The 20,145-nt window shown below is 63.7% G+C and carries 17 protein-coding genes and 1 pseudogene; 7 read left to right on the forward strand and 11 right to left on the reverse strand.

The window, feature by feature from the left end; translation table 11 throughout:
* Positions 1–4: 4 nt before the first annotated feature.
* The gene (locus AC0L2C_RS09325) at positions 5–1,660 is read left to right on the forward strand and encodes a DUF4166 domain-containing protein (RefSeq protein WP_473523239.1); all 1,656 of its coding nucleotides are present in this window, start codon (positions 5–7) and stop codon (positions 1,658–1,660) included.
* Positions 1,661–1,815 (forward strand): annotated as a pseudogene (locus AC0L2C_RS09330) (S9 family peptidase); the annotation flags it as partial.
* 317 nt (positions 1,816–2,132) lie between these two features.
* On the opposite strand, the gene AC0L2C_RS09335 reads toward AC0L2C_RS09330, so the two are convergent.
* Both AC0L2C_RS09335 and gyrB read right to left on the reverse strand, forming a co-directional pair.
* The gene (locus AC0L2C_RS09335) at positions 2,133–3,050 is read right to left on the reverse strand and encodes a hypothetical protein (protein ID WP_473521356.1); all 918 of its coding nucleotides are present in this window, start codon (positions 3,048–3,050) and stop codon (positions 2,133–2,135) included.
* Positions 3,051–3,296: 246 nt separating this feature from the next.
* Positions 3,297–5,768 (reverse strand): DNA topoisomerase (ATP-hydrolyzing) subunit B, encoded by a 2,472-nt coding sequence (gene gyrB / locus AC0L2C_RS09340; RefSeq protein ID WP_128172916.1) that lies wholly within the window; start codon positions 5,766–5,768, stop codon positions 3,297–3,299.
* On the opposite strand from gyrB, the gene AC0L2C_RS09345 reads away from it, so the two are divergent.
* Together AC0L2C_RS09345 and AC0L2C_RS09350 are read left to right on the forward strand one after the other, a co-directional pair.
* Positions 5,767–6,021, forward strand: a complete 255-nt coding sequence (locus AC0L2C_RS09345; RefSeq protein WP_128172917.1) for a hypothetical protein — start codon at positions 5,767–5,769, stop codon at positions 6,019–6,021. The two genes, gyrB and AC0L2C_RS09345, sit on opposite strands and share 2 nt — an antisense overlap.
* A gap of 94 nt (positions 6,022–6,115) precedes the next feature.
* Entirely contained in the window at positions 6,116–7,486 is a 1,371-nt protein-coding gene (locus AC0L2C_RS09350) for a cytochrome P450 (protein WP_473523240.1), read from the forward strand.
* Between the two features lie 144 nt (positions 7,487–7,630).
* On the opposite strand, the gene AC0L2C_RS09355 is transcribed toward AC0L2C_RS09350, so the two are convergent.
* From AC0L2C_RS09355 to AC0L2C_RS09385, 7 genes are all read right to left on the reverse strand, one after another.
* Positions 7,631–8,605: a complex I NDUFA9 subunit family protein gene (locus AC0L2C_RS09355; RefSeq protein WP_473523241.1), complete on the reverse strand. Its 975-nt coding sequence runs from the start codon at positions 8,603–8,605 to the stop codon at positions 7,631–7,633.
* A gap of 117 nt (positions 8,606–8,722) precedes the next feature.
* Entirely contained in the window at positions 8,723–9,175 is a 453-nt protein-coding gene (locus tag AC0L2C_RS09360) for a DoxX family protein (RefSeq protein ID WP_023796785.1), read from the reverse strand.
* Positions 9,176–9,400: 225 nt separating this feature from the next.
* Entirely contained in the window at positions 9,401–10,402 is a 1,002-nt protein-coding gene (locus tag AC0L2C_RS09365; protein ID WP_473523242.1) for an Ldh family oxidoreductase, read from the reverse strand.
* A gap of 92 nt (positions 10,403–10,494) precedes the next feature.
* Positions 10,495–11,304, reverse strand: coding sequence for an ABC transporter permease (locus tag AC0L2C_RS09370; protein ID WP_473523243.1), 810 nt, complete (start codon positions 11,302–11,304; stop codon positions 10,495–10,497).
* Complete coding sequence (locus AC0L2C_RS09375) at positions 11,304–12,026, reverse strand: ABC transporter permease (protein WP_473476369.1); 723 nt, start codon at positions 12,024–12,026, stop codon at positions 11,304–11,306. Before AC0L2C_RS09375 ends, AC0L2C_RS09370 begins: the two co-directional genes overlap by 1 nt.
* A 159-nt stretch (positions 12,027–12,185) precedes the next feature.
* The gene (locus AC0L2C_RS09380; protein ID WP_128244505.1) at positions 12,186–12,980 is read right to left on the reverse strand and encodes a transporter substrate-binding domain-containing protein; all 795 of its coding nucleotides are present in this window, start codon (positions 12,978–12,980) and stop codon (positions 12,186–12,188) included.
* A 47-nt stretch (positions 12,981–13,027) separates the two neighbouring features.
* Complete coding sequence (locus AC0L2C_RS09385) at positions 13,028–13,840, reverse strand: ABC transporter ATP-binding protein (protein WP_036261459.1); 813 nt, start codon at positions 13,838–13,840, stop codon at positions 13,028–13,030.
* Between the two features lie 218 nt (positions 13,841–14,058).
* On the opposite strand from AC0L2C_RS09385, the gene AC0L2C_RS09390 reads away from it, so the two are divergent.
* From AC0L2C_RS09390 to AC0L2C_RS09400, 3 genes are all read left to right on the forward strand, one after another.
* Entirely contained in the window at positions 14,059–14,907 is an 849-nt protein-coding gene (locus tag AC0L2C_RS09390; RefSeq protein ID WP_128244757.1) for a dimethylarginine dimethylaminohydrolase family protein, read from the forward strand.
* Entirely contained in the window at positions 14,904–16,484 is a 1,581-nt protein-coding gene (locus AC0L2C_RS09395; protein WP_473523244.1) for a 5-guanidino-2-oxopentanoate decarboxylase, read from the forward strand. Before AC0L2C_RS09390 ends, AC0L2C_RS09395 begins: the two co-directional genes overlap by 4 nt.
* 161 nt (positions 16,485–16,645) lie before the next feature.
* The gene (locus tag AC0L2C_RS09400) at positions 16,646–17,353 is read left to right on the forward strand and encodes an SDR family NAD(P)-dependent oxidoreductase (RefSeq protein ID WP_091592748.1); all 708 of its coding nucleotides are present in this window, start codon (positions 16,646–16,648) and stop codon (positions 17,351–17,353) included.
* A 147-nt stretch (positions 17,354–17,500) separates the two neighbouring features.
* Here the strand turns inward: AC0L2C_RS09400 and rpsA are convergent, their stop codons facing one another.
* Both rpsA and cmk read right to left on the reverse strand, forming a co-directional pair.
* Positions 17,501–19,198, reverse strand: a complete 1,698-nt coding sequence (gene rpsA / locus AC0L2C_RS09405) for a 30S ribosomal protein S1 (protein ID WP_027151507.1) — start codon at positions 19,196–19,198, stop codon at positions 17,501–17,503.
* Positions 19,199–19,402: 204 nt separating this feature from the next.
* Positions 19,403–20,053: a (d)CMP kinase gene (gene cmk, locus AC0L2C_RS09410; RefSeq protein ID WP_473523245.1), complete on the reverse strand. Its 651-nt coding sequence runs from the start codon at positions 20,051–20,053 to the stop codon at positions 19,403–19,405.
* Positions 20,054–20,145 lie beyond the last annotated feature (92 nt).

Here is a 20,145-nt window from a genome sequence, read left to right on the forward strand (position 1 = left end):
ACGCATGAGGATCCTGATCCTGGGCGGATACGGCGTTTTCGGCGGGCGCCTGGTGGAGCTTCTATCCGACATACCGGAGATTGAACTCATCATCTGCGGCCGCGACTTCTCTCGCGCCGAGGCGTTCTGCGCGCGTTACAGAGGGCGGGCCCGGGTTCGGCCGCTTGCGCTTGATCGCGCAGAAATTGTGGCCGGCCTGCGCGCGCAACGGCCCAATCTGGTCGTCGACGCGTCCGGGCCGTTCCAACATTATGGGACCAATCGCTATCGTGTGACTTCGGCCTGCATCGACGCTGGCATCGACTATCTCGACTTTGCCGACGCCGCCGACTTTGTGTTCGGCGTGCCTCAGTTCGACGCGCAAGCAAAGGACGCAGGCATATTCATTCTATCGGGCATCAGCAGCTTTCCTGTGCTGACCGCCGCCGTCCTGCGCGAGATGGCGAAGACGATGGACATCGTCTCTGTGAAAGGCGGCATCGCCCCTTCGCCGTATGCCGGAATCGGCCTCAACGTCATGCGTGCGGTGGTGGGCTATGCCGGCGCTTCGGTGAAGCTGCGACGACATGGGGTGCAATCGCATGGCATCGCTCTGGCTGAAAGCATGCGCTTCACCATCGCGGTGCCGGGCCGGCTGCCGCTCCGGAACATCCGTTTCTCGCTGGTGGACGTGCCGGACTTGCAGGTCATCCCGCCCGAGCATCCCTCAATGACCGATATCTGGATGGGAGCCGGGCCAGTCCCGGAAATCTTGCACCGGACACTCAACCTCCTGGCGAAGGCGCGCGCGAGGTTCAGGCTCTCGTCGCTGGAACCTTTCTCGCGTCTCTTCTACGCGGTGCTCAACCGAATGCGTTTTGGCGAGCATCGCGGCGGTATGTTCGTCAGCGCGTACGGCACCACGGATGGGCAGGACGCCGAACGGAGCTGGCATCTTTTGGCCGAAGGGGATGACGGACCATACATCCCATCGATGGCCATCGAAGCGATCATCCGTAAATTGCTGGCGGGCACTCGTCCGGAGGCCGGAGCACGGTCCGGGGTTCGCGCCCTTGAGCTTGCAGACTATGAGGCGCTGTTCCAAAGCCGGAAGATATTCACCGGGTTTCGGGGACACGAGATCGTTGCGCCCCTGTACTGCGGGATTCTCGGATCCGCCTTCTCCTCACTTGCTCCGCGCCTTCAGGATCTGCATGGCAGCACCGCCACCCGCCAATGGACGGGCTTCGCCGAGGTACGACGCGGTCGCGGCCCGGCGGCCGCGTTCGTGGCGGCGCTTGTCGGCTTCCCGAAAGCTGCGCCACGGGTGCCGGTCACGGTGACATTTTCGCCCGAGAACCGCTCTGAACACTGGATCCGTAGTTTCGACGGCAAGTGTTTTTCTTCGATTCAGTCGGCCGGCACTGGGAGGGACCAGCATCTTCTGGTGGAACGGTTTGGGATCGCGTCCTTCGCGTTGGCTCTGGTGGTGGACGGCGATCGTCTGACCCTGGTTCCGAGACGATGGTCGCTGCTGGGTATTCCAATGCCCGGCTTCCTCCTTCCCAAAGGCTCGAGCTTCGAAACGGAACGGGACGGGCAATTCTGCTTCGATGTGGAAATTTCGATGCCGTTGATCGGCCTGATCGTGGCGTATCGGGGGACGCTCAGCCCAACCTGAACGGCGGCTGCAGTCTCGCAGCCTGGTTTCGTGCATCGCACGGTCCCGCCGATTTCAGCGGCCTGACTACTCAGCAAGCGATTGTAGCTGCTTTGGAGTTTCTGAAGCAGCAGCCATCAGTCGATCCCGCACGCATAGTTCTTTACGGAAACAGCGGCGTGGAGAACATTCCGCTGCGCAGTTCGTTTTGGCCGCATCTTCACGCACAGGCTCTACTGGTCGCTGAAGGCGACCGGCGTCGAGGCAACAGCAGCCGCCGGCACGCCGCCGCTCGCATATCGGCGTGCTTTCGTGACGCCGTCGATCTCGGCCGCAAACTGGAGCCAAGCCAGCCGGCACCGACGACTTCTGCCGGAAGATAGGGCACGCTCGTTTGGGCGAATCAGCGCGCAGTTCATGGCCATGACGTCGTCAAAACAACCGGTCGATGCCGGGGAAAGTCTCGGCGTCGATAGAACCTCTCAAGCACCGATCAACGGTCGGTCAGGAAGACCGCCTCCTCGTCGTCGCGCTGCCTGCCCCCAAGTGCTGCCGCGGCGCTTGCGATGAAAGCGCCGACGACCAGGGACAGAGCGCCAAGCAGCGCGAAGGTGGCACCGGCTTTCCTGGCGGTATCGGCAGCCTGCTGGGCCTGGACCTTCGCCTCTTCGACCCTGGCAAGCACGGCATCGACACGGGCCCTGGCATCGGGTTCCGACAGCCCGGTGCGGGCGGCTACCAACTGCGACAGATAGGTCTTGTCGTCGGCTGACACTTCGCCTGCTGCTGCGCTCGCGATCAAAATGCGCGAGGCCTGCGCCGTCGCCGCCGCATCGCTCTCCGGGTTGGCGGCAGCAAGCCTGGCCGCATCGGCCGGGCGGAACAACGCATCGACGAAGTACGACGTTGCGTTGTCGGTCGCGGCGTCTCCGGCGTTTGCAGTAGCACCTGCCGAAGCGCCCATTGCCGCGCCCGACGCGACTGTCGAAGCGGCGTGGACGCCGGTTCCGACAGCTGCGGAGAGCGCCGAGCCGAGCACGCCGGCGACGAGCAACGTTGCAAGCGCCCAGGCGAGGAAGCCGTGTGCGGTATCGCGGAAAAAGACCTCATCGGTGTGGACGCCGACCCATTTGGTGCGTAGGCGCCCGGCAAGATAACCGCCTACGGCCGACGACAGCCACTGCACGATGATCAGCCACGCAGCCGTGGAGGCCGCGAAAGTTGTGACTGAGGTGCTCAAGCCGGACCACGGCGAAACCATCGTCAGCCCGAGCCCGGAGCCGAGCAGCATCAGGATCAATGTTAGCGTCGAGGCAGCAAAGGCGCCGGCCACGATTGGCCCCCAGCTGACAGCGCTAGAAGAGGATTCCGTCGGTGCGGAAACGTCGACAGCCGTTAGGGTTGACTGCATGTCAGCCCCCTAACGTGCGAAAAGCATGATGAGAATAATAATCGGAATCGGGACTCCGAGAAGCCAGAGCAAAATGCCACGTCCCATGAGTGCCTCCTGCGGCGATTGTGATCGATTACAATGCCTTGGATGCTCTTCCGTTCCGACCGGCCCTCATGATCCTTTTGTTGCGACGCAGCAGGGATCGTTGGTGGGCCTGGGCCTACCAATGCCTCAAGTGTCCGAAGCTGAGCAGCTGCTTGGGCTTTAAATGTCCAGGTTGGCGACCGACAGCGCGTTTTCCTGGATGAACTCGCGCCTGGGCTCGACTTCGTCGCCCATCAGCCGCGAAAACAGGGAGTCGGCGTCCGTTGCGTCATTGACCTTGACCTGCAGCAGCGAGCGCACATTCGGGTCGAGCGTGGTCTCCCAGAGTTGCTCGGCGTTCATTTCGCCAAGGCCCTTGTAGCGCTGCATGGTCAGGCCCTTGCGGCCGGTGGCAAACACGGCATTGAGCAGCGCCAGCGGTCCCGAGATAGTTTCCGATACATCCTTGCGGCGCAGCACCGGCGGCTCGCCGTAGACTTCTGCGAGGCGCGGCGCATAGCGGTCGAGTTGGCGGGCGTCGGCCGAATTGATCAGCGCGAGATCGAGATGCGCGAACTCCTTGACGCTGCGCACCGTGCGCTCAAACACATAACCGCCGACCCCTTCGTTTGAGGTCGACATGCGGCCGGTCCAGCCGCGTTCGGTGTCCTCGGCGATGATGTCGAGGCGCCGGGCGACACGCTCGGCCATCGCGTTGGCCCGGCCGAGATCGACGAAGACATCCGGATTGAGCGCGCCGGCGATCGCCGCCTGCTCGACCACGCCTCTGTTATAGCGGGTGTGCAGCCCGTTGATGAGCTGGCGCACCGCCAGCGCATCGTCGATGGCGCTGCGCAGGTCCTGCCCGGCCCGCACCTCGCCGGTGCTGAGCGCAAGCGACGCCTCTTCCAGCCCTGAGCCGATCAGGAATTCCTCGAAGGCGCTTTCGTCCTTGATGTATTGCGAGCTCTTGCCGCGCGTCACTTTGTAGAGCGGCGGCTGGGCGATGTAGAGATGCCCGCGCTCGATCAGCTCCGGCATCTGCCGGAAGAAGAAGGTCAGCAGCAAGGTGCGGATGTGGGCGCCGTCGACGTCGGCGTCGGTCATCAGGATGATCTTGTGGTAGCGCAATTTGTCGGCGTTGAACTCGTCCTTGCCGATCGAGGTGCCGAGCGCGGTGATCAGCGTGCCGATCATGTCGGAGCCGAGCATACGGTCGAACCGGGCCCGCTCGACGTTGAGGATCTTGCCGCGCAGCGGAAGAATGGCCTGGTTCTGGCGCGAACGGCCGCCCTTGGCCGAGCCGCCGGCGCTGTCGCCCTCGACGATGAAGATTTCGGACTTCGCCGGGTCGCGTTCCTGGCAGTCGGCCAGTTTGCCGGGCAGCGAAGTGACGCCGAGCGAGCTCTTGCGGGTGATGTCGCGCGCCTTGCGCGCGGCTTCGCGCGCCGCTGCCGCCTGGATGACCTTCTCGATGACCACCTTGCCCTCGGTCGGGTGCTCTTCGAGCCAGGTGCCGAGCGCCTCGTTGACGAGCCCTTCCACCACCGGACGGACTTCGGACGAGACCAGCTTGTCCTTGGTCTGCGAGGAGAATTTCGGGTCGGGAACCTTGACCGACAGCACGGCCGTCAGTCCTTCGCGGCAATCGTCGCCGATCAGCGCCACCTTCTCCTTTTTGGTGAGGCCCGTGGATTCGCCATAGCCGGTAATCTGGCGCGTCAGCGCGCCGCGGAAACCGGCAAGATGCGTGCCGCCGTCGCGCTGCGGAATGTTGTTGGTGAAGGCCAGCACGTTCTCGTGGTAGCTGTCGTTCCACCACATGGCGACTTCGACGGTGATACCGTCGCGCTCGGCCTTGATCGCAATCGGCTTGTCGATCAGCGGCTTCTTGACGCGGTCGAGATATCTGACGAACTCCTCGAGCCCGCCATCATAGTGCAGCTCATGGCGCACGACGTCGGCATGGCGGGCATCAGTCAAAATGATACGCACGCCGGAATTCAGGAAGGCGAGTTCGCGCAGCCGGTGCTCCAGCGTGCCGAAGTCGAACTCGACCATGGTGAAGGTCTCGGTCGACGGAAAGAAGGTGATCTCGCTGCCGCTGCGCCCCTCATAGGTGCCGGCAACCTTGCGCTGCTCATAGCTGCCGGTGACCCTCAGCGGTCCGTCGGCATTGCCATGCGAGAAGCTCATCTCGTAGATCTGGCCGTTGCGGCGGATTTTCAGCTTCAGCCAGGCCGACAGCGCGTTGACGACCGAGACGCCGACGCCGTGGAGGCCACCGGACACCTTGTAGGAGTTCTGGTCGAACTTGCCGCCGGCATGCAGCTGCGTCATGATCACTTCAGCCGCCGAAATGCCTTCGCCGGTGTGGATATCGGTCGGAATGCCGCGGCCATTGTCGATGACCGTCACCGAACCGTCGGGATTGAGCGTCACCGTGACGAGGTCGGCATGGCCGGCCAGCGCCTCGTCGATAGCGTTGTCGACGACCTCATAGACCATGTGATGCAGGCCCGAGCCGTCGTCGGTATCACCGATATACATGCCGGGCCGCTTGCGGACGGCGTCCAAGCCCTTCAAAACCTTGATGGAATCGGCGCCGTACTCGGCCTCAGCGCCGCTGGCGTTGTCGATCTGATCGCTCATGAAAACCTGTCTGATTGATGCCGCACATCCAGCGCAAAAAATCGGCTCCGAATCGCGCGTCCTTGATGGCCCAGATATAGGTGCAAAAGGCGGTTTTTCCAAGGTTTGCAAGCATTTCCGAATGGAAGAAGAGCACGCCTGGCGGGCCACGGCATCGGACCCAAAAAGTGGAACCGGTTTTGGGAACAGAGCGGCCGCACAAGAGCGGGCCGACCTGTTCCCGACGATCATCTACTCTCCTGTGCCCCGGTGACATTTCCGGAGAGCGGGCTCTTCGCCCTTGCCGTTCAGCAACATGGACGCTTGGCTTGCCAGCCACTACATTGAGTTCACCAGCGGAGCACGCCATGGACAGTCAGCCCGCCCCCTTTGTCCCACCGGCGCCGAAGCCGCGCACGTCGCCGCCTTCGACGCTGGAGATGATCCGCATCGTCTATCGCAATCCGCTCGAACTGTGGGGCGAGCCGACCTACAACCAGCCTTGGGTTTCGGTGACCGGCATCGGCGGGCCGCTGGTCATCGCCAACGATCCCGGCCTCATTCGCCACGTGCTGGTCGACAATGCCAAAAACTACAAGATGGCGACGGTGCGCCAGATGATCCTGCGGCCGATCCTGCGCGACGGCCTGCTGACCGCCGAGGGTGAGGTCTGGCGGCGTTCACGCAAGGCGATGGCGCCGGTGTTTACGCCGCGCCACATCTTCGGTTTTGCCGAGCCGATGCTGAGGCGTACGCGGGAGTTCGTCACCCGCTACGAGGGCGGCGGCACGTCGGACATCGCCCACGACATGACGCTGCTTACCTTTGACATCCTGGCCGAGACACTGTTTTCCGGTGAGATATCGGGTGAGCCGGGCAGCTTCGCCAAGGAGATCGACCGGCTGTTCGAAACCATGGGCCGCGTCGACCCGCTCGACCTGTTGCGGGCGCCAGACTGGCTGCCGCGCCTGACCCGCATCCGCGGCCGCAAAACCATGGCCTACTTCCGCAAGATCGTCACCGACACCGTCAAGATGCGCGAAGAGCGGGTCAAGCACGATCCGGACAAGGTGCCGCAGGATTTCCTCACGCTTTTGCTCAAGGCGGAGGGACCGGACGGGCTGACGCGCGCCGAGGTCGAGGACAACATCATCACCTTCATCGGCGCCGGTCACGAGACCACGGCGCGTGCGCTCGGCTGGACGCTCTATTGCCTGGCCGAAGCGCCTTGGGAGCGCGAAAAGGTCGAGCGCGAGATCGACGCCGTGCTGGCGCGCGAGCCCGACCCGACAAAGTGGCTCGACGCCATGCCGTTCACCCGCGCCGCCTTCGACGAGGCGCTCAGGCTCTATCCGCCGGCGCCGTCGATCAACCGCGAGCCGATCGAGCCCGAAACCTGGAACGGCCTCTACATACCGAGGCGTGCCGCGGTGCTGGTCATGCCCTGGGTCGTCCACCGCCATCGCAAGCTGTGGGACAGGCCCGACGCCTTCATGCCCGAACGTTTCCATCCGGGAAATCGCGAGAAGATCGACCGTTTTCAGTATTTGCCGTTCGGCGCCGGTCCTCGCGTCTGCATCGGCGCCAGCTTTGCCATGCAGGAGGCGATCATCGCTCTGGCGATCATGCTGTCGCGCTTCCGCTTCGATACCACCGCCGAGACCAAACCGTGGCCGGTGCAGAAACTGACGACGCAACCACAGGGCGGCTTGCCGATGCAGGTCACGCGGCGGCTTTAATGCATGTCGCGCAAAAGCATGCCCTCGGGCTTGAACCGAGGGTGTGCAGCGGTTTTGCGATAACGACATGCATGAGACAACAACCTAAAGCGCGTCGCATGAGGCCGGTCAAACGCGACGCGCTTTAGCGAGCCGCCTGATTGGCTATTCCGCCGTCTTGCGCTGGAACTGGCCGGCGGGCCGGTAGCGCCAGAGATAGCTCGGCAGGATGCTGCCGATCGACTGTGGCTGGATATCGAGACCGGCGAGCGTCCGGTTTTCCCTGATGGCCGCTTCCGAGACGATGTTGTCCCCGCGCAACTGCAGGACCTGATCCTTGGTCAGCAGCGGATTGGGCAAAAGCCCGAGGATCGAAGCCTGCATGTTCGCCACCCACCACGGCACCGACACCAGGAGCCGCTTGCGGTCGATCATGGCGAGCATTTCCTGCATGCATTGCTTGAAGGTGAGCACCTGAGGTCCGCCAAGCTCGTAGATCCGGCCACCCTGGACTTTGCCGTCGACCGAGCGCGCCACCGCTTCGGCGACATCGCCGACATAGACCGGCTGGAATTTGGTCCGCCCGCCGCCGATCAGTGGCAGGACCGGCGAATAGCGCGCCATGCTGGCGAAGCGGTTGAAGAAACTGTCCTCCGGGCCGAAAACGATCGAGGGCCGCAAGATGACCGCATCCTCGATCGTTTCCAGGACCGCTTTTTCACCGAGCGCCTTGGTGCGCGCATACTCGGATTGCGCGTTCAGATCGGTGCCCAGCGCCGAGATATGGGTGAGCCCGGCGCCGACGGCGCGCGCCGCTTCGGCGACCGCGCGTGCGCCGAACTCGTGGACGGGCGTGAACTTCTGCCGGCCGCTCTCATGCAGGATGGCTACCAAATTGACGACATGGTCGGCGCCCTGCACGGCGCGGTCGACCGACCAGCGCACGCGAATATTGGCCTGCACCGGCTGGATCTGGCCGACATTGCCGAGCGGCTGCAGATGGCCGGCGAGATCGGGCCGGCGGCAGGCGACCCTGATGCGATAGCCACGCCGGGCCAGCGCCCGCACCACATGGCGGCCGACAAAGCCGGAGCCGCCGAACACGACGACGAGCTTTGGGGTCTGCAGGATTTCGGTCATGGCTGGCTCCGGCGCGCTTTCCAGATCTACTGGGCTTGGCTGAAGCCGTTCATAATCCGTTTCGCGCCGAAGGCAAAGGGCGATCCTTTGTCGCCGTTTGCCGCGGTGTCGGCTGGTTCAGAACGCCCTGCCGATGCGCGCGTCGACCGATTGGCGGTTGCCGCCGCGGATGACGAAGAAGAACAGTATCGCCGCCCACAGCAGCGATTTTTCGGCACCCGAAAAGCCCTCGCCCAGGGTGACCCAGTGGAACCAGACGGTGACCAGGAGCACGAACATTCCGGCGAAGGCGGCCGGGCGGGTCAAGAGACCGATGGCGATGAAGATGCCGCCGAAGAACTCGGTGCAGGCCAGCAGCACCGACCAGAACGCGCCAGGATAGAAGCCGAGGCCTTCGACCATCTCGGCGGCGCCGAGCGGGTCGATGATCTTGCCAGAGCCATGGATGGTGAGGAAGATGCCGGCCACGGCGCGCAGGATGGTTTCAGAGGTAGTGTTCAGCGCCGCATAGAGGCTGCCAAGGGCCGGAACGACAAGATTGGTGCTGGGATTGTGGGTGCTTGCGGCCATTGGGGTTCCTCTTCTGCTGATCCACGCAAACAGCCGCCACCCCAGTCAAAGTCAAATGAACAAAAGTTGACCGGGAAATGCATGTTACGGGTCAGATGCGGAGAGCCCGGAAAAACCCAGCCGACGCGAGGGTTTCCGGCTGTTTCCGAAACGTGGTTCGACGAGGCAGCCTGGGCGTAACGGCAAGTACGCCCGCTGTCGACGATCCGAAAGATGTGACCGTCTTCAGGAAGAATACCGGGCGGCGAATTCGGAGATGCGCTGCACCACGGCTTTCGGAGCCGTTATACCCCGTGCCGCTGCCTTCTCCGCCGCTTCGGCCCGGGCACGGCCGGGGACATGCACGCCGTAGCGGCGGCGCAACCGGTCGAGTTGATCTTTCATGCGCTTCTCGAAATTCGGATCGAGCAGCTTGGGCTCGACGGCCAGCACGAAGAGGCCGGTTCCAGGACTGTCCGGTCCGCCACTGAACCATGGCGCATCGAGCGACCAGTTGGCGCCCGACAGGCCCGCCGCCAGCACTTCGACCATCAGCGCGATGTTGGCGCCGCGTTGGCCGCCGAAGGCAAGCATTGCGCCTTTCATGGCGGCGGCCGGATCGGTGGTCGGGTTGCCGCTCGCATCCAGTGCCCAGCCTTCTGGAATTTTCTTGCCGTCCTCGGCTGCCTTGCGGATGTTGACGAAGGCAGTGGCGCTCGATGACTGGTCGATGACCAGCGGCGCTCCGTCGGCGGCGGGCGCGGCGAAGGACATCGGGTTGGTGCAGTAGACCGGCTTGACCGAGCCCGAGCCGGCAAGCACGGCCGGTCCGTTGGTCGCGGCGAAGGACACCAGTCCCTGCGCGGCCAGCCGCCCGGTGAAATAGCCGAGCGCGCCGCATGTATAGGCGTTCTTCTGCGAAAAGATGGCAACGCCGAACAGGCGCGCCGCCTTGGCGAGATCGTCGATGGTGCGGTCGAAGCCGGTATGCGCCAGACCGCCGCGCGCGTCGGAGAGATAGATCGCCAAAGCCGGCCTGGTGATGACCGGCTCGGCCTTGCCATCGATGCGGCCGGCCTCCAGCGCTTCGAGATAGTCGATGAAATGCGACAGTCCGACCGTCGACAGACCTTCTGCCTCGGCCGCCACGACGGAGGCTGCAAGCGACTGCGCCGCTTCCTCATTGGCGCCGGCGCCGAGCGCCGCCATCCGGCACAGCCCTGTCGCCTGGTCGAGACTGAGTTGCATCTTTAGCTGCCCTGAAGCTCTAGCGAGTAGCGAATAGGGATTAGAGGAAATCAGCGAAGTATTCGCTATTCGCTACTCCTATTCGCTCCTCACTAACCAATTTTGTTCGGGATCCGCGCCTCGATCTTGCCGAGGGCGAAGATCAGGATGCCGGTGATCGCCATATAGATCAACGCCAGGAGCAGCAAGGGTTCATAGGTGAGGAACGTGCTCTGCCGCACCTTTGACGAGACGGCGAATATGTCGATCACGCTGATGGTCGCCACCAGCGGCGTCGATTTCAGTTGCAGCACGGTTTCGCCGGTCAGCGTCGGCAGCGCCCGGTAGAAGGCTTGTGGCAGCCAGATCCGCCGCAGGATCATCCAGCGGCTCATGCCGAAGGCGCGCGCCGCTTCCAACTGTCCTTTCGGCACGCCGGCGAAGGCACCCCGCATGACTTCCCCCTCGTAACCGGCGAAGGACAAGGTCAGCGCCAGGACGCCATAGGGCCATGCTTGCCTGAGATACGGCCACATCCAGGACTCGCGTACCCATGGGTACTGTGGAAACAGCGAGCCGAGCCCATAGTAGAGCAGCCAGAGCTGCAGCAGCAGTGGCGTTCCCCTGATGACGGTGCAGAAGGCCTTTGCAGGCGCCGCGAGCCAGAACGGGCCGGCAGCCTGCGCCAATCCGAGCGGAACGGCGAGCAGGAAGCCCAGTGTGCAGGTGACGGCGAGGATCCAGAGCGTACGCCAGAGGCCGACAAGCGCCATTTCGTAATATTGCGGCAGCCAGTCCCAGCGCATGAAAAAAGCGGCCGCGAAAACCAGCGCCAGTCCAGTCGCAATCAGCACGATACGGTGCGGCTGCAACCACAGCGACGCGCGGGCGGCTACGTTGACGATGGTCGTTTCGACAGCCATCAACGCGCCTCCTTGAGCGAGGGCATGCCGCGCCGAGCCCAGACCTCGATGCGGCCGATGATCAGATTGGAGACCAGCGTCAACAGAAGATAGATCACGCCCGCGGCGAGGAAGAAGGTAAGATAGGCCTTGGTCACGCCCGCCGCTTGCCGGGTGGCCAATGTCAGTTCGAAGAAGCCGACGACCGCCAGCAGGGCGGTGTCCTTGGTGGCGATCAGCCAGAGATTGGCAAGGCCGGGTATGGCGAAAGGCAGCATCGCCGGCAGCGTGATGCGTCGCAGCAGCAGGCCGGGAGACATGCCATAGGCGCGCGCGGCTTCGATCTGTCCCTGCGGGATGGCAAGGATCGCGCCGCGCATCACCTCGGTCGAATATGCGCCCTGGACGAAGCCGAGCACGGCAATGCCGGCCATCAGCCCGCTGATATCGATGCGCTGATATCCCATTGCCGTCAGCAACTGGTTGATCAAATCGGTGCCGGCATAATAGAGCAGCAGGATCAGCACTAGCTCCGGCACGGCGCGGACGATCGTCGTATAGACTGCCAGCAGATCGCGCACCACAGGCCCGCCATAGAGCTTGCCATACGCACCGCAAATGCCGATGACGAGGCCGAGACCGAACGCACCGGCAGCGATCTCGACCGAGTGGAGCAGTCCGACCAGAAGCGTTCCGCCCCAACCGGGTGGCGTCGGCGAAAGCAGTTCGATGATGCGGGCCACAGAGGCCGGAAGAAATGCGTCGATCAGCGTCGCCCCCGAATTGCTGGCGCCAAAACCACCGGCGATGCCGTCAGCGGAAAGCTTGCATAGGTAGAGTTCGACGAAGCCACACGGCGCGCTGTCTGCGCCGCGTGGTTGTTCGCTCGGGGATGCACGCCGTCAATTCGACTGTGGGTCGGCGCCATAGATGTCGAAATCGAAGTATTTCTTCGAAATCTCGTCATATTTGCCGTTGGCGCGGATCGCCTTGATGCCGGCGTTGATCTTCTCCTTCAACTCGGTGTCCTCCTTGCGGACACCGGCGCCGACGCCGGGCCCGAGGATCGCCAGATCCGGCGCGACCGTGCCCTTCAGATCGCAGCATTGCTTGCCCTGATCCGATTTCAGGAAGGCATCGAGCGCGATGGAATCGGCCTGCACGGCATCGACACGGCCGGCGGCAAGATCCTGATTGGCTTCGTCCTGGGTCTGATATTCCTTGATTTCCGCGGCTTCGGTGAAGTGCTTCTTGACGTAGTCGGCATGCACGGTCGAAACTTGCACGCCGATGATCTTGCCCTTGAGATCTTCCGGGCTAGCGCCGAACTTCTGGTCCTTCGGTCCGATGATAGCTGTCGGGGTGTTGTAATATTTGTCGGAGAAGTCGATCGTCTTCTTGCGCTCGTCGGTGATCGACATGGAACTGGCGATGACGTCGATCTTCTTGGTCGTCAGCGCCGGGATGATACCGTCCCAGGCGACGGGGGTGATGACGCAATCGAGTTTCTGCTCGGCGCAGACGGCGTCGATGAATTCGATCTCCCAGCCAACCCATTTGCCGGAAGCATCCGGCGAGGTGAACGGCGGATAGGGTTCGGCAGCGACGCCGATCTTGACCGGCTCGGCCTTTGCCATGCCCATCGCGGCGACGCCGAGCAGAAGCGCTGCGGCAAATGTCTTCAGAACCGTCTTCATGTCAATACTCCCAGTTTGTTGTTGTTCCCGGTTTCATCCGCCTCGGCTTAACCGATGTTGCGGATGAATTGCTTCAGCCTTTCGGATTTCGGCGCGCCAAAAATCTGCTCCGGCGGCCCTTCTTCCTCGACCAGTCCGTTGTAGAGATAGACGACATGTGTCGCGACCTCGCGAGCGAACTTCATCTCATGGGTGACCAGCACCATGGTGCGGCCTTCGCGTGCCAGGTCGCCGATCACCTTCAGCACCTCGCCGATCAGTTCCGGGTCGAGCGCCGAGGTCGGCTCGTCGAACAGCATGACGCGCGGATTGATGGCCAGCGCCCGGGCGATGGCCGCACGCTGCTGCTGGCCGCCTGACAGATAGGCCGGATAGACATCGCGCTTTTCGGCCAGGCCGACGCGGGCAAGCAGCTTTTCCGCCTCGGCGATGGCCACATCGCGCTTGACGCCCAGAACATGCACCGGAACCTCGATGACGTTCTCGATCAGCGTCATGTGGCTCCACAGATTGAAATTCTGGAAGACCATGCCGAGCTTGGAGCGGATGCGCTCGATCTGCTTGCGGTCGGCGGGAACGGTGTGGCCGTGGCTGTCGGCCTTCATCCGGATCTCTTCGCCATTGACGCGAACGATGCCGCTGGTCGGGTTCTCCAGGCAATTGATGCAGCGCAGCAGCGTCGATTTGCCCGAGCCGCTGCCGCCGATGATGGCGATGACCTCGCCGTCGCGCGCCGACAGCGAAACGCCTTTCAGCACATGCAGTTCGCCGAATCGTTTATGCAGGTTCTCGACATGGATGGCTTCGGCGGCGTCGTTCTGCGCCGTGTACTTCAGGGCGGGGGCGGTGCCTTGCGCTATCACCTTTGCGGTGCCTCACGAAATGGCCGGACCCGTCGCTGCTGGAATTTTTTACCCATTACCATCACTGGACAGACTTCTCATTCTCAAGATGTACCGTTCCGCTTGCCTCCGTCAACCATGCTTTTTGGACCATTGATCACTGCTCGCTGAGTGACTATTGGCTGGATGGGATGGTTCAGGAGCACTTGGTGGGTAAAGCATACGGGTCGCAGTCCATGGCCGGGCCCCTGCAGCGCGTGCTGATGCGGTCCGCCGCAAGCGCTATGGCCCGCGCCAAAACATCGGAATGGCACTATGGTGCGGGCTTCGATCCGCAAAAGGCCGCCGCCCAGCATGAGGCGCTGACGACGCTGGTTCTGGCATCCGGCGCCGCGATCGAATGGCTGACCGACGCCGATGACGGGCTTGCCGATTCGGTCTTCACGCATGATCCTTCGTTGATGACCGACCACGGCGCCATCATCCTTGCCATGGGCAAGGCGCTGCGCCGGGCCGAGCCCGGCCTGCACGAGGCGGCCTACAAGCGCATGGGCGTACCTATCCTCGGCCGCATCGAGCCTCCCGGACAGGTCGAGGGCGGTGATTGCGTCTGGGTGGATTCACTGACCCTGGCCGTCGGCCGCGGCGTGCGCACCAACCAGGACGGCATCCAGCAACTCGCCAACCTGCTCACCCCCAGGGGTATCCAGGTCTATGGCTACGACCTGCCGCTCTGGCATGGCGAGGACGCCTGCCTGCATCTGATGTCGGTGATCAGTCCGCTGGCCGACGATCTGGCGCTGGTCTATGCACCGCTTTTGCCGGCTGCCTTCTACCAGATGCTGCGGGCGCGAGGCATTCGCCTGGTCGAAGGCGACGCCGGGGAGTTCTTCGCCTCCAACGGCCTCAGCCTCAATGTGCTGCCGACCGCGCCGCGCGAGGTGATCGCCGTTGCCGGCTTCCCGAAGACGGCGGCGGCCATGGCGGCCGCCGGCTGCAGGGTTTCAACCTTCGAGGCGGACGCGCTGTGCATCGCCTGCGAGGGCGGACCGACCTGCCTCACACGTCCGGTGCTCAGGCAATGACGACAGTCGGCGAAGCGCTCATCACTTTGCTCGAAGCCCATGATGTCGATACGGTCTTCGGCATTCCGGGTGTGCATACGGTCGAACTCTATCGCGGCTTGGCGCGCTCGAAGATTCGCCACGTCACCCCGCGTCATGAACAGGGCGCCGGGTTCATGGCCGACGGCTATGCGCGCGCCGGCGGCAGGCCCGGCATCGCCTTCGTCATCACCGGACCGGGGCTGACCAACACCATCACCGCCATGGGCCAGGCCCGTGCCGATTCGGTTCCGATGCTGGTGATCTCGGGCGTCAACGCCACGTCGACACTGGGCAAGGGCCTTGGCCATCTGCACGAACTGCCCGACCAGCGCGGCATGATGGAAAAGGTCGCGCTGTTTTCGCACCGTGTCACCGAGGCCGACGAACTGCCGGGCGTTCTTGCCCACGCCTTCGCCCTGTTTTCGTCGTCGCGTCCGGGCCCGGTGCACATCGAAATCCCGACCGATATCATGGTCAAGCCGGCCGGCGGCATCGCCGCTTTGCTGACGAATGTCGCGCCGCCCGAGCCGAATCCGGCGGCGATAGCAGAGGCGGCAAAACTTTGCACGGCTGCCCGCCGCCCGCTGGTCCTTGCCGGCGGCGGCGCCAAGAGAGCCGAAGCGCCGTTACAGCGCCTTGCCGAAAGGCTGGGAGCGCCGGTTGTCCAGACGGCCAATGCCCGCGGCCTGCTGCACCGCCATCCGCTCGGCGTGCCGGCCAGCCCCAGTCTGAAGGCGGTGCGTGCATTGATGGCCGAGGCCGATCTGGTCATTGCCGCCGGCACCGAATTCGGCCCGACCGACTACGACGGATATGGCGACGGCGGCTTTGTCCTGCCGTCCAATCTGATCCGCATCGACATCGGCGCCGACCAGCTTGCCCGCCGGCCCGCCCGGATCTCGATCCATGCCGATTGCGGCGCGGCACTCGTGGCGTTGTTTGTCGAGATTGGTACGGACCAGCCGGCATCGGGCGACGGCCAGGCTCGCGCCGCTGCGACAAGGCAAGCAGCCTTTGCCGAAATGGCCCCGGCCCTCCAGGCGCAAACCCGCGCCGTCGAGATGATCCGCGATGCATTGCCGGGCTCGATCATCGTCGGCGATTCGACCCAGCCGGTCTATGCCGCCAACCTCTATTACGATCACGACCGTCCGGGCGGCTGGTTCAACGCCGCCACTGGCTTCGGCGCGCTGGGCTATGGTCCGCCGGCGGCGATCGGCGCAGCCCTTGCCGTGCCTGATGCGCCGGTCGTTTGTCTCACCGGCGACGGCGGTTTCCAGTTCACGCTGCCGGAACTGGGCGCCGCGCTCGACGCTGCGGCGCCGGTGATCTTCGTCGTCTGGAACAATCTCGGCTATCGCGAAATCGAAACCTCGATGCTCGATGTCGGCGTCGAGCCGGTCGGCGTCTCGCCGGCGCCGCCTGATTTCTGCAAGCTGGCTGAGGCCTACGGCATTGCCGCCGAGCGGCTCGCCGGCATCGGTCATCTGGCAGACGCACTCAAGCGCGCGCGGGCGACCGGACTGCCGTATGTCATCGAGATCACCATCGATTGAGTGCTGTGGCAGCGTCTGCCTGGGGATGCGATCCGCGTCGGATGGCCGACGTTCTGACGCCCACAAGCGGCGCTGCGTCATCAAGATTTCGGTTGAGTGATTGCGCGAAAGGCGCGACCTTCGGCGGCGGTGCGGCATAAGAGTGACAGGAGCGGTCGTAGATGACGGATACACTGGACGGCAGGCATGTTGTGGTGACCGGCGGCACCGGAGCGCTCGGTGGCGCGGTTGTCGGCAAACTGCTGGAGCAGGGCGCGATCTGCCATGTGCCGAACGCCCATGCCGCCGCGCCCGCGCATTTTCCCTTCCCGGCCCATGAGCGTGTTAGGCTGGCGCACAATGTCGATCTCGCCGATCCCGCCAAGGTCGATGCGTTCTTCGCCAGTGTTACGGATTTGTGGGCATCCATCCATCTGGCCGGCGGCTTCACCGCCGCGCCGGTCGAGAAGATCGAGCCCGCGTCTTTTGCCGAAATGATGGACACCAACGCCCGCACCACCTTCCTGTGCTGCCGCGCGGCGATCCGCTCGATGCTGGAATCTTCCGTGTCGGGCCGCATTGTCAATATCACGGCGCGTGCCGGGCTCGACCTGCGGCGCGGTTCCGGCATGATCGCCTATGCCGCCAGCAAGGCAGCGGTCGCGGCAATGACGGTGGCGATGGCGGAAGAACTCAAGGGCAAGGGCATCCTGGTCAATGCGGTCGCGCCCTCGACCCTCGATACGCCGGCCAACCGGGCTGACATGCCGGCCGCCGATTTCGGCAAATGGGTCAGCCTCGAAGCGGCGGCGGAAGCGATCGCCTACCTCGCTTCGCCGGCCAATCTGGCGATGAGCGGCACACTGGTGCCGCTCTACGGCAGGGCCTGATCTATCTCTTTGTTTGAGCGCGGATTTCCCAAAATCGGGTTGCCACGTTTGGGGTTACGATGCTCTGACCACGGTCAAACAAAAACCCCGCCGGATCGCTCCGGCGGGGTTTTTTAACAGGCCGCGCGAGGCGCGGCGTTAGTGGACCTAGCTACCCTGCTTCTTCAGCGCGGCGCCCAGGATGTCGCCCAGCGAAGCGCCGGAGTCGGTCGAGCCGTACTGGGCGACCGCTTCCTTCTCTTCGGCGATTTCCAGCGCCTTGATCGAGACCTGCAGCTTGCGGGTCTTCTTGTCGAAGGCGATGACGCGGGCATCGACCTTCTGGCCGACCGTGAAGCGCTCGGGGCGCTGCTCGTCGCGGTCACGGCTGAGGTCGGAGCGCTTGATGAAGGTCTCGATGCCGCTGTCGACCAGCCGCACTTCCAGGCCGCCATCCTTGACGCCGGTGACCTCGCAGGTGACGACCGCGTTCTTGCGCAGTTCGCCTGAAGTCGCCGCCTCGCCGGCCGTATCCTTCGCCAGCTGCTTGATGCCGAGCGAGATGCGCTCCTTGTCGATGTCGACGTCGAGCACCTGCGCCTTGACGATGTCGCCGCGATTGTACTCCTCGATCACCTGCTCGCCCGGACGGGTCCAGTCGAGGTCGGAAAGATGGACCATGCCGTCGACATCGCCTTCGAGGCCGATGAACAGGCCGAACTCGGTCTTGTTCTTGACCTCGCCCTCGACCTGGCTGCCGACCGGATGGCTGCTGGCGAAAGCCTGCCACGGGTTCTCGAGCGTCTGTTTGAGGCCGAGCGAGATGCGGCGCTTGGCCGGATCGACCTCGAGCACCACCACGTCGACTTCCTGTGTCGTCGACAGGATCTTGCCGGGATGCACATTCTTCTTCGTCCACGACATTTCCGAAACGTGGATGAGGCCCTCGATGCCCGGCTCCAGCTCGACGAACGCGCCGTAGTCGGTGATGTTGGTGACGGTGCCCTTGATCTTCTTGCCGATCGGGAATTTCGTTCCGATCTCGGACCACGGATCGCTCTCGAGCTGCTTCATGCCGAGCGAGATGCGGTGGGTTTCCTGGTTGATGCGGATGATCTGCACCTTGACCGTCTGGCCGATGTTGAGGATTTCGGTCGGATGGTTGACGCGGCGCCATGCCATGTCGGTGACATGCAGCAGGCCGTCGATGCCGCCGAGGTCGACGAACGCACCATAGTCGGTGATGTTCTTGACGACGCCTTCGACCACCTGGCCCTCTTCGAGGTTCTGCACGATTTCCGAACGCTGTTCGGCGCGGCTCTCCTCGAGCACGGTGCGGCGCGACACCACGATGTTGCCGCGGCGGCGATCCATCTTGAGGATCTCGAAAGGCTGCGGATTGTGCATCAGCGGCGAGACGTCGCGGATCGGACGGATGTCGACCTGGCTGCGCGGCAGGAAGGCCACGGCGCCGTCGAGATCGACGGTGAAGCCGCCCTTGACCTGGTTGAAGATGACGCCTTCGACGCGCTCGCCCTTGGTGAACTTCTCTTCGAGACGGACCCAGCTCTCTTCGCGGCGGGCCTTCTCACGCGAAAGCATCGCTTCGCCAAGCGCGTTCTCGATGCGCTCGACATAGACCTCGACCGTGTCGCCGACCTTAAGCGTCGAATCCTTGCCCTTGACGCCGAATTCCTTCAGCGGCACGCGACCTTCGACCTTGAGGCCGACGTCGATGATTGCCATGTCCTTTTCGATCGCAGTGATCGTGCCCTTGACGACTTGGCCTTCGCCGGAATGGCCGGCGGAAAAAGATTCTTCGAGCAGGCTCGCGAAATCATCGCGAGTGGGATTTGCAACTGACATAGTTTCTCCTGGAATGCCCCGCATCTCAAGCGGGGCGGGCGCCGTGGGTTAGCGTTGCGTTGGCCTGCCGGCGTTCCGGGCCTCAAAAAAGCCCTTGGCCGCCTAAGCGGCAATTCCGGCGCATGAAGAATGCTGGCAGGCTGGTTCGTGCCCGATATGGGTATCTTTTCGCCGCCGGCAATCGGCAACGGCAGGAAACCCGGCTCAGGCTTTGTTTCTCTTGGCCAGAACGCCGTCGATGATCGCCTTGGCCGCCAGGAACGCGGCTTCTATAGCCATTTCCGACGTGTCGAGCAAGTGCGCGTCGGCGGCCGGCTTCAGCGGCGAGTCGGCGCGACCCATGTCGCGCTCGTCGCGGCGCAGGATATCGACGAGGATATCGTCGAAATCGGCGGTGCCGCCGATGCTCTCGATCTCGGCCAGCCTGCGTTGTGCCCGCACCTCGGCGCTCGCCGTCACATAGAGTTTTATGTCGGCGTCGGGACAGACCACGGTGCCGATGTCGCGGCCGTCAAGCACGGCGCCCGGCGGCGCCTTGGCGAATTCGCGCTGCTTTTCGACCAGTATGCGCCGCACCGAAGGGATGACAGCCACTTTCGAAGCCGCTTCGCCGACCGCATGCGCCGTCAGCACCGACCGGTCGAGCTTGGCCAGGTCGACCTGCCGGGCAGCGGTCTCGGCGGCCGAGACATTGTCGAGCGGCAGGCCGAGCCGAAGCAGCGCATGCGCCACCGCGCGATAGGTGAGGCCGGTGTCAAGCAGGTTCAGCCGGTAATGGTCGGCCAGTCGGCGGGCAAGGGTGCCTTTGCCCGCGCCTGCTGGGCCGTCGATGGCGATGGTGAAGGTCGAAGTCATTCGCCGCCCACCGTAACCGAAAATTGCAATGATCCAGACAGGCGTGGCGATCCTTCGCGCCCCCCTCTGTCCTGCCGGACATCTCCCCCACT

The sequence above is a fragment of the Mesorhizobium sp. WSM4845 genome, assembly GCF_055811455.1.

Coding starts and splice junctions, on each gene's coding strand:
- AC0L2C_RS09335 (WP_473521356.1), bottom strand. CDS start 3,050: ATGCAGTCAACCCTAACGGCTGTCGACGTTTCCGCACCGACGGAATCC.
- AC0L2C_RS09380 (WP_128244505.1), bottom strand. CDS start 12,980: ATGAAGACGGTTCTGAAGACATTTGCCGCAGCGCTTCTGCTCGGCGTC.
- AC0L2C_RS09360 (WP_023796785.1), bottom strand. CDS start 9,175: ATGGCCGCAAGCACCCACAATCCCAGCACCAATCTTGTCGTTCCGGCC.
- rpsA (WP_027151507.1), bottom strand. CDS start 19,198: ATGTCAGTTGCAAATCCCACTCGCGATGATTTCGCGAGCCTGCTCGAA.
- AC0L2C_RS09345 (WP_128172917.1), top strand. CDS start 5,767: ATGAAAACCTGTCTGATTGATGCCGCACATCCAGCGCAAAAAATCGGC.
- cmk (WP_473523245.1), bottom strand. CDS start 20,053: ATGACTTCGACCTTCACCATCGCCATCGACGGCCCAGCAGGCGCGGGC.
- AC0L2C_RS09370 (WP_473523243.1), bottom strand. CDS start 11,304: ATGGCTGTCGAAACGACCATCGTCAACGTAGCCGCCCGCGCGTCGCTG.
- AC0L2C_RS09365 (WP_473523242.1), bottom strand. CDS start 10,402: ATGCAACTCAGTCTCGACCAGGCGACAGGGCTGTGCCGGATGGCGGCG.
- AC0L2C_RS09350 (WP_473523240.1), top strand. CDS start 6,116: ATGGACAGTCAGCCCGCCCCCTTTGTCCCACCGGCGCCGAAGCCGCGC.
- gyrB (WP_128172916.1), bottom strand. CDS start 5,768: ATGAGCGATCAGATCGACAACGCCAGCGGCGCTGAGGCCGAGTACGGC.
- AC0L2C_RS09395 (WP_473523244.1), top strand. CDS start 14,904: ATGACGACAGTCGGCGAAGCGCTCATCACTTTGCTCGAAGCCCATGAT.
- AC0L2C_RS09355 (WP_473523241.1), bottom strand. CDS start 8,605: ATGACCGAAATCCTGCAGACCCCAAAGCTCGTCGTCGTGTTCGGCGGC.
- AC0L2C_RS09390 (WP_128244757.1), top strand. CDS start 14,059: ATGGCCGGGCCCCTGCAGCGCGTGCTGATGCGGTCCGCCGCAAGCGCT.
- AC0L2C_RS09325 (WP_473523239.1), top strand. CDS start 5: ATGAGGATCCTGATCCTGGGCGGATACGGCGTTTTCGGCGGGCGCCTG.
- AC0L2C_RS09400 (WP_091592748.1), top strand. CDS start 16,646: ATGACGGATACACTGGACGGCAGGCATGTTGTGGTGACCGGCGGCACC.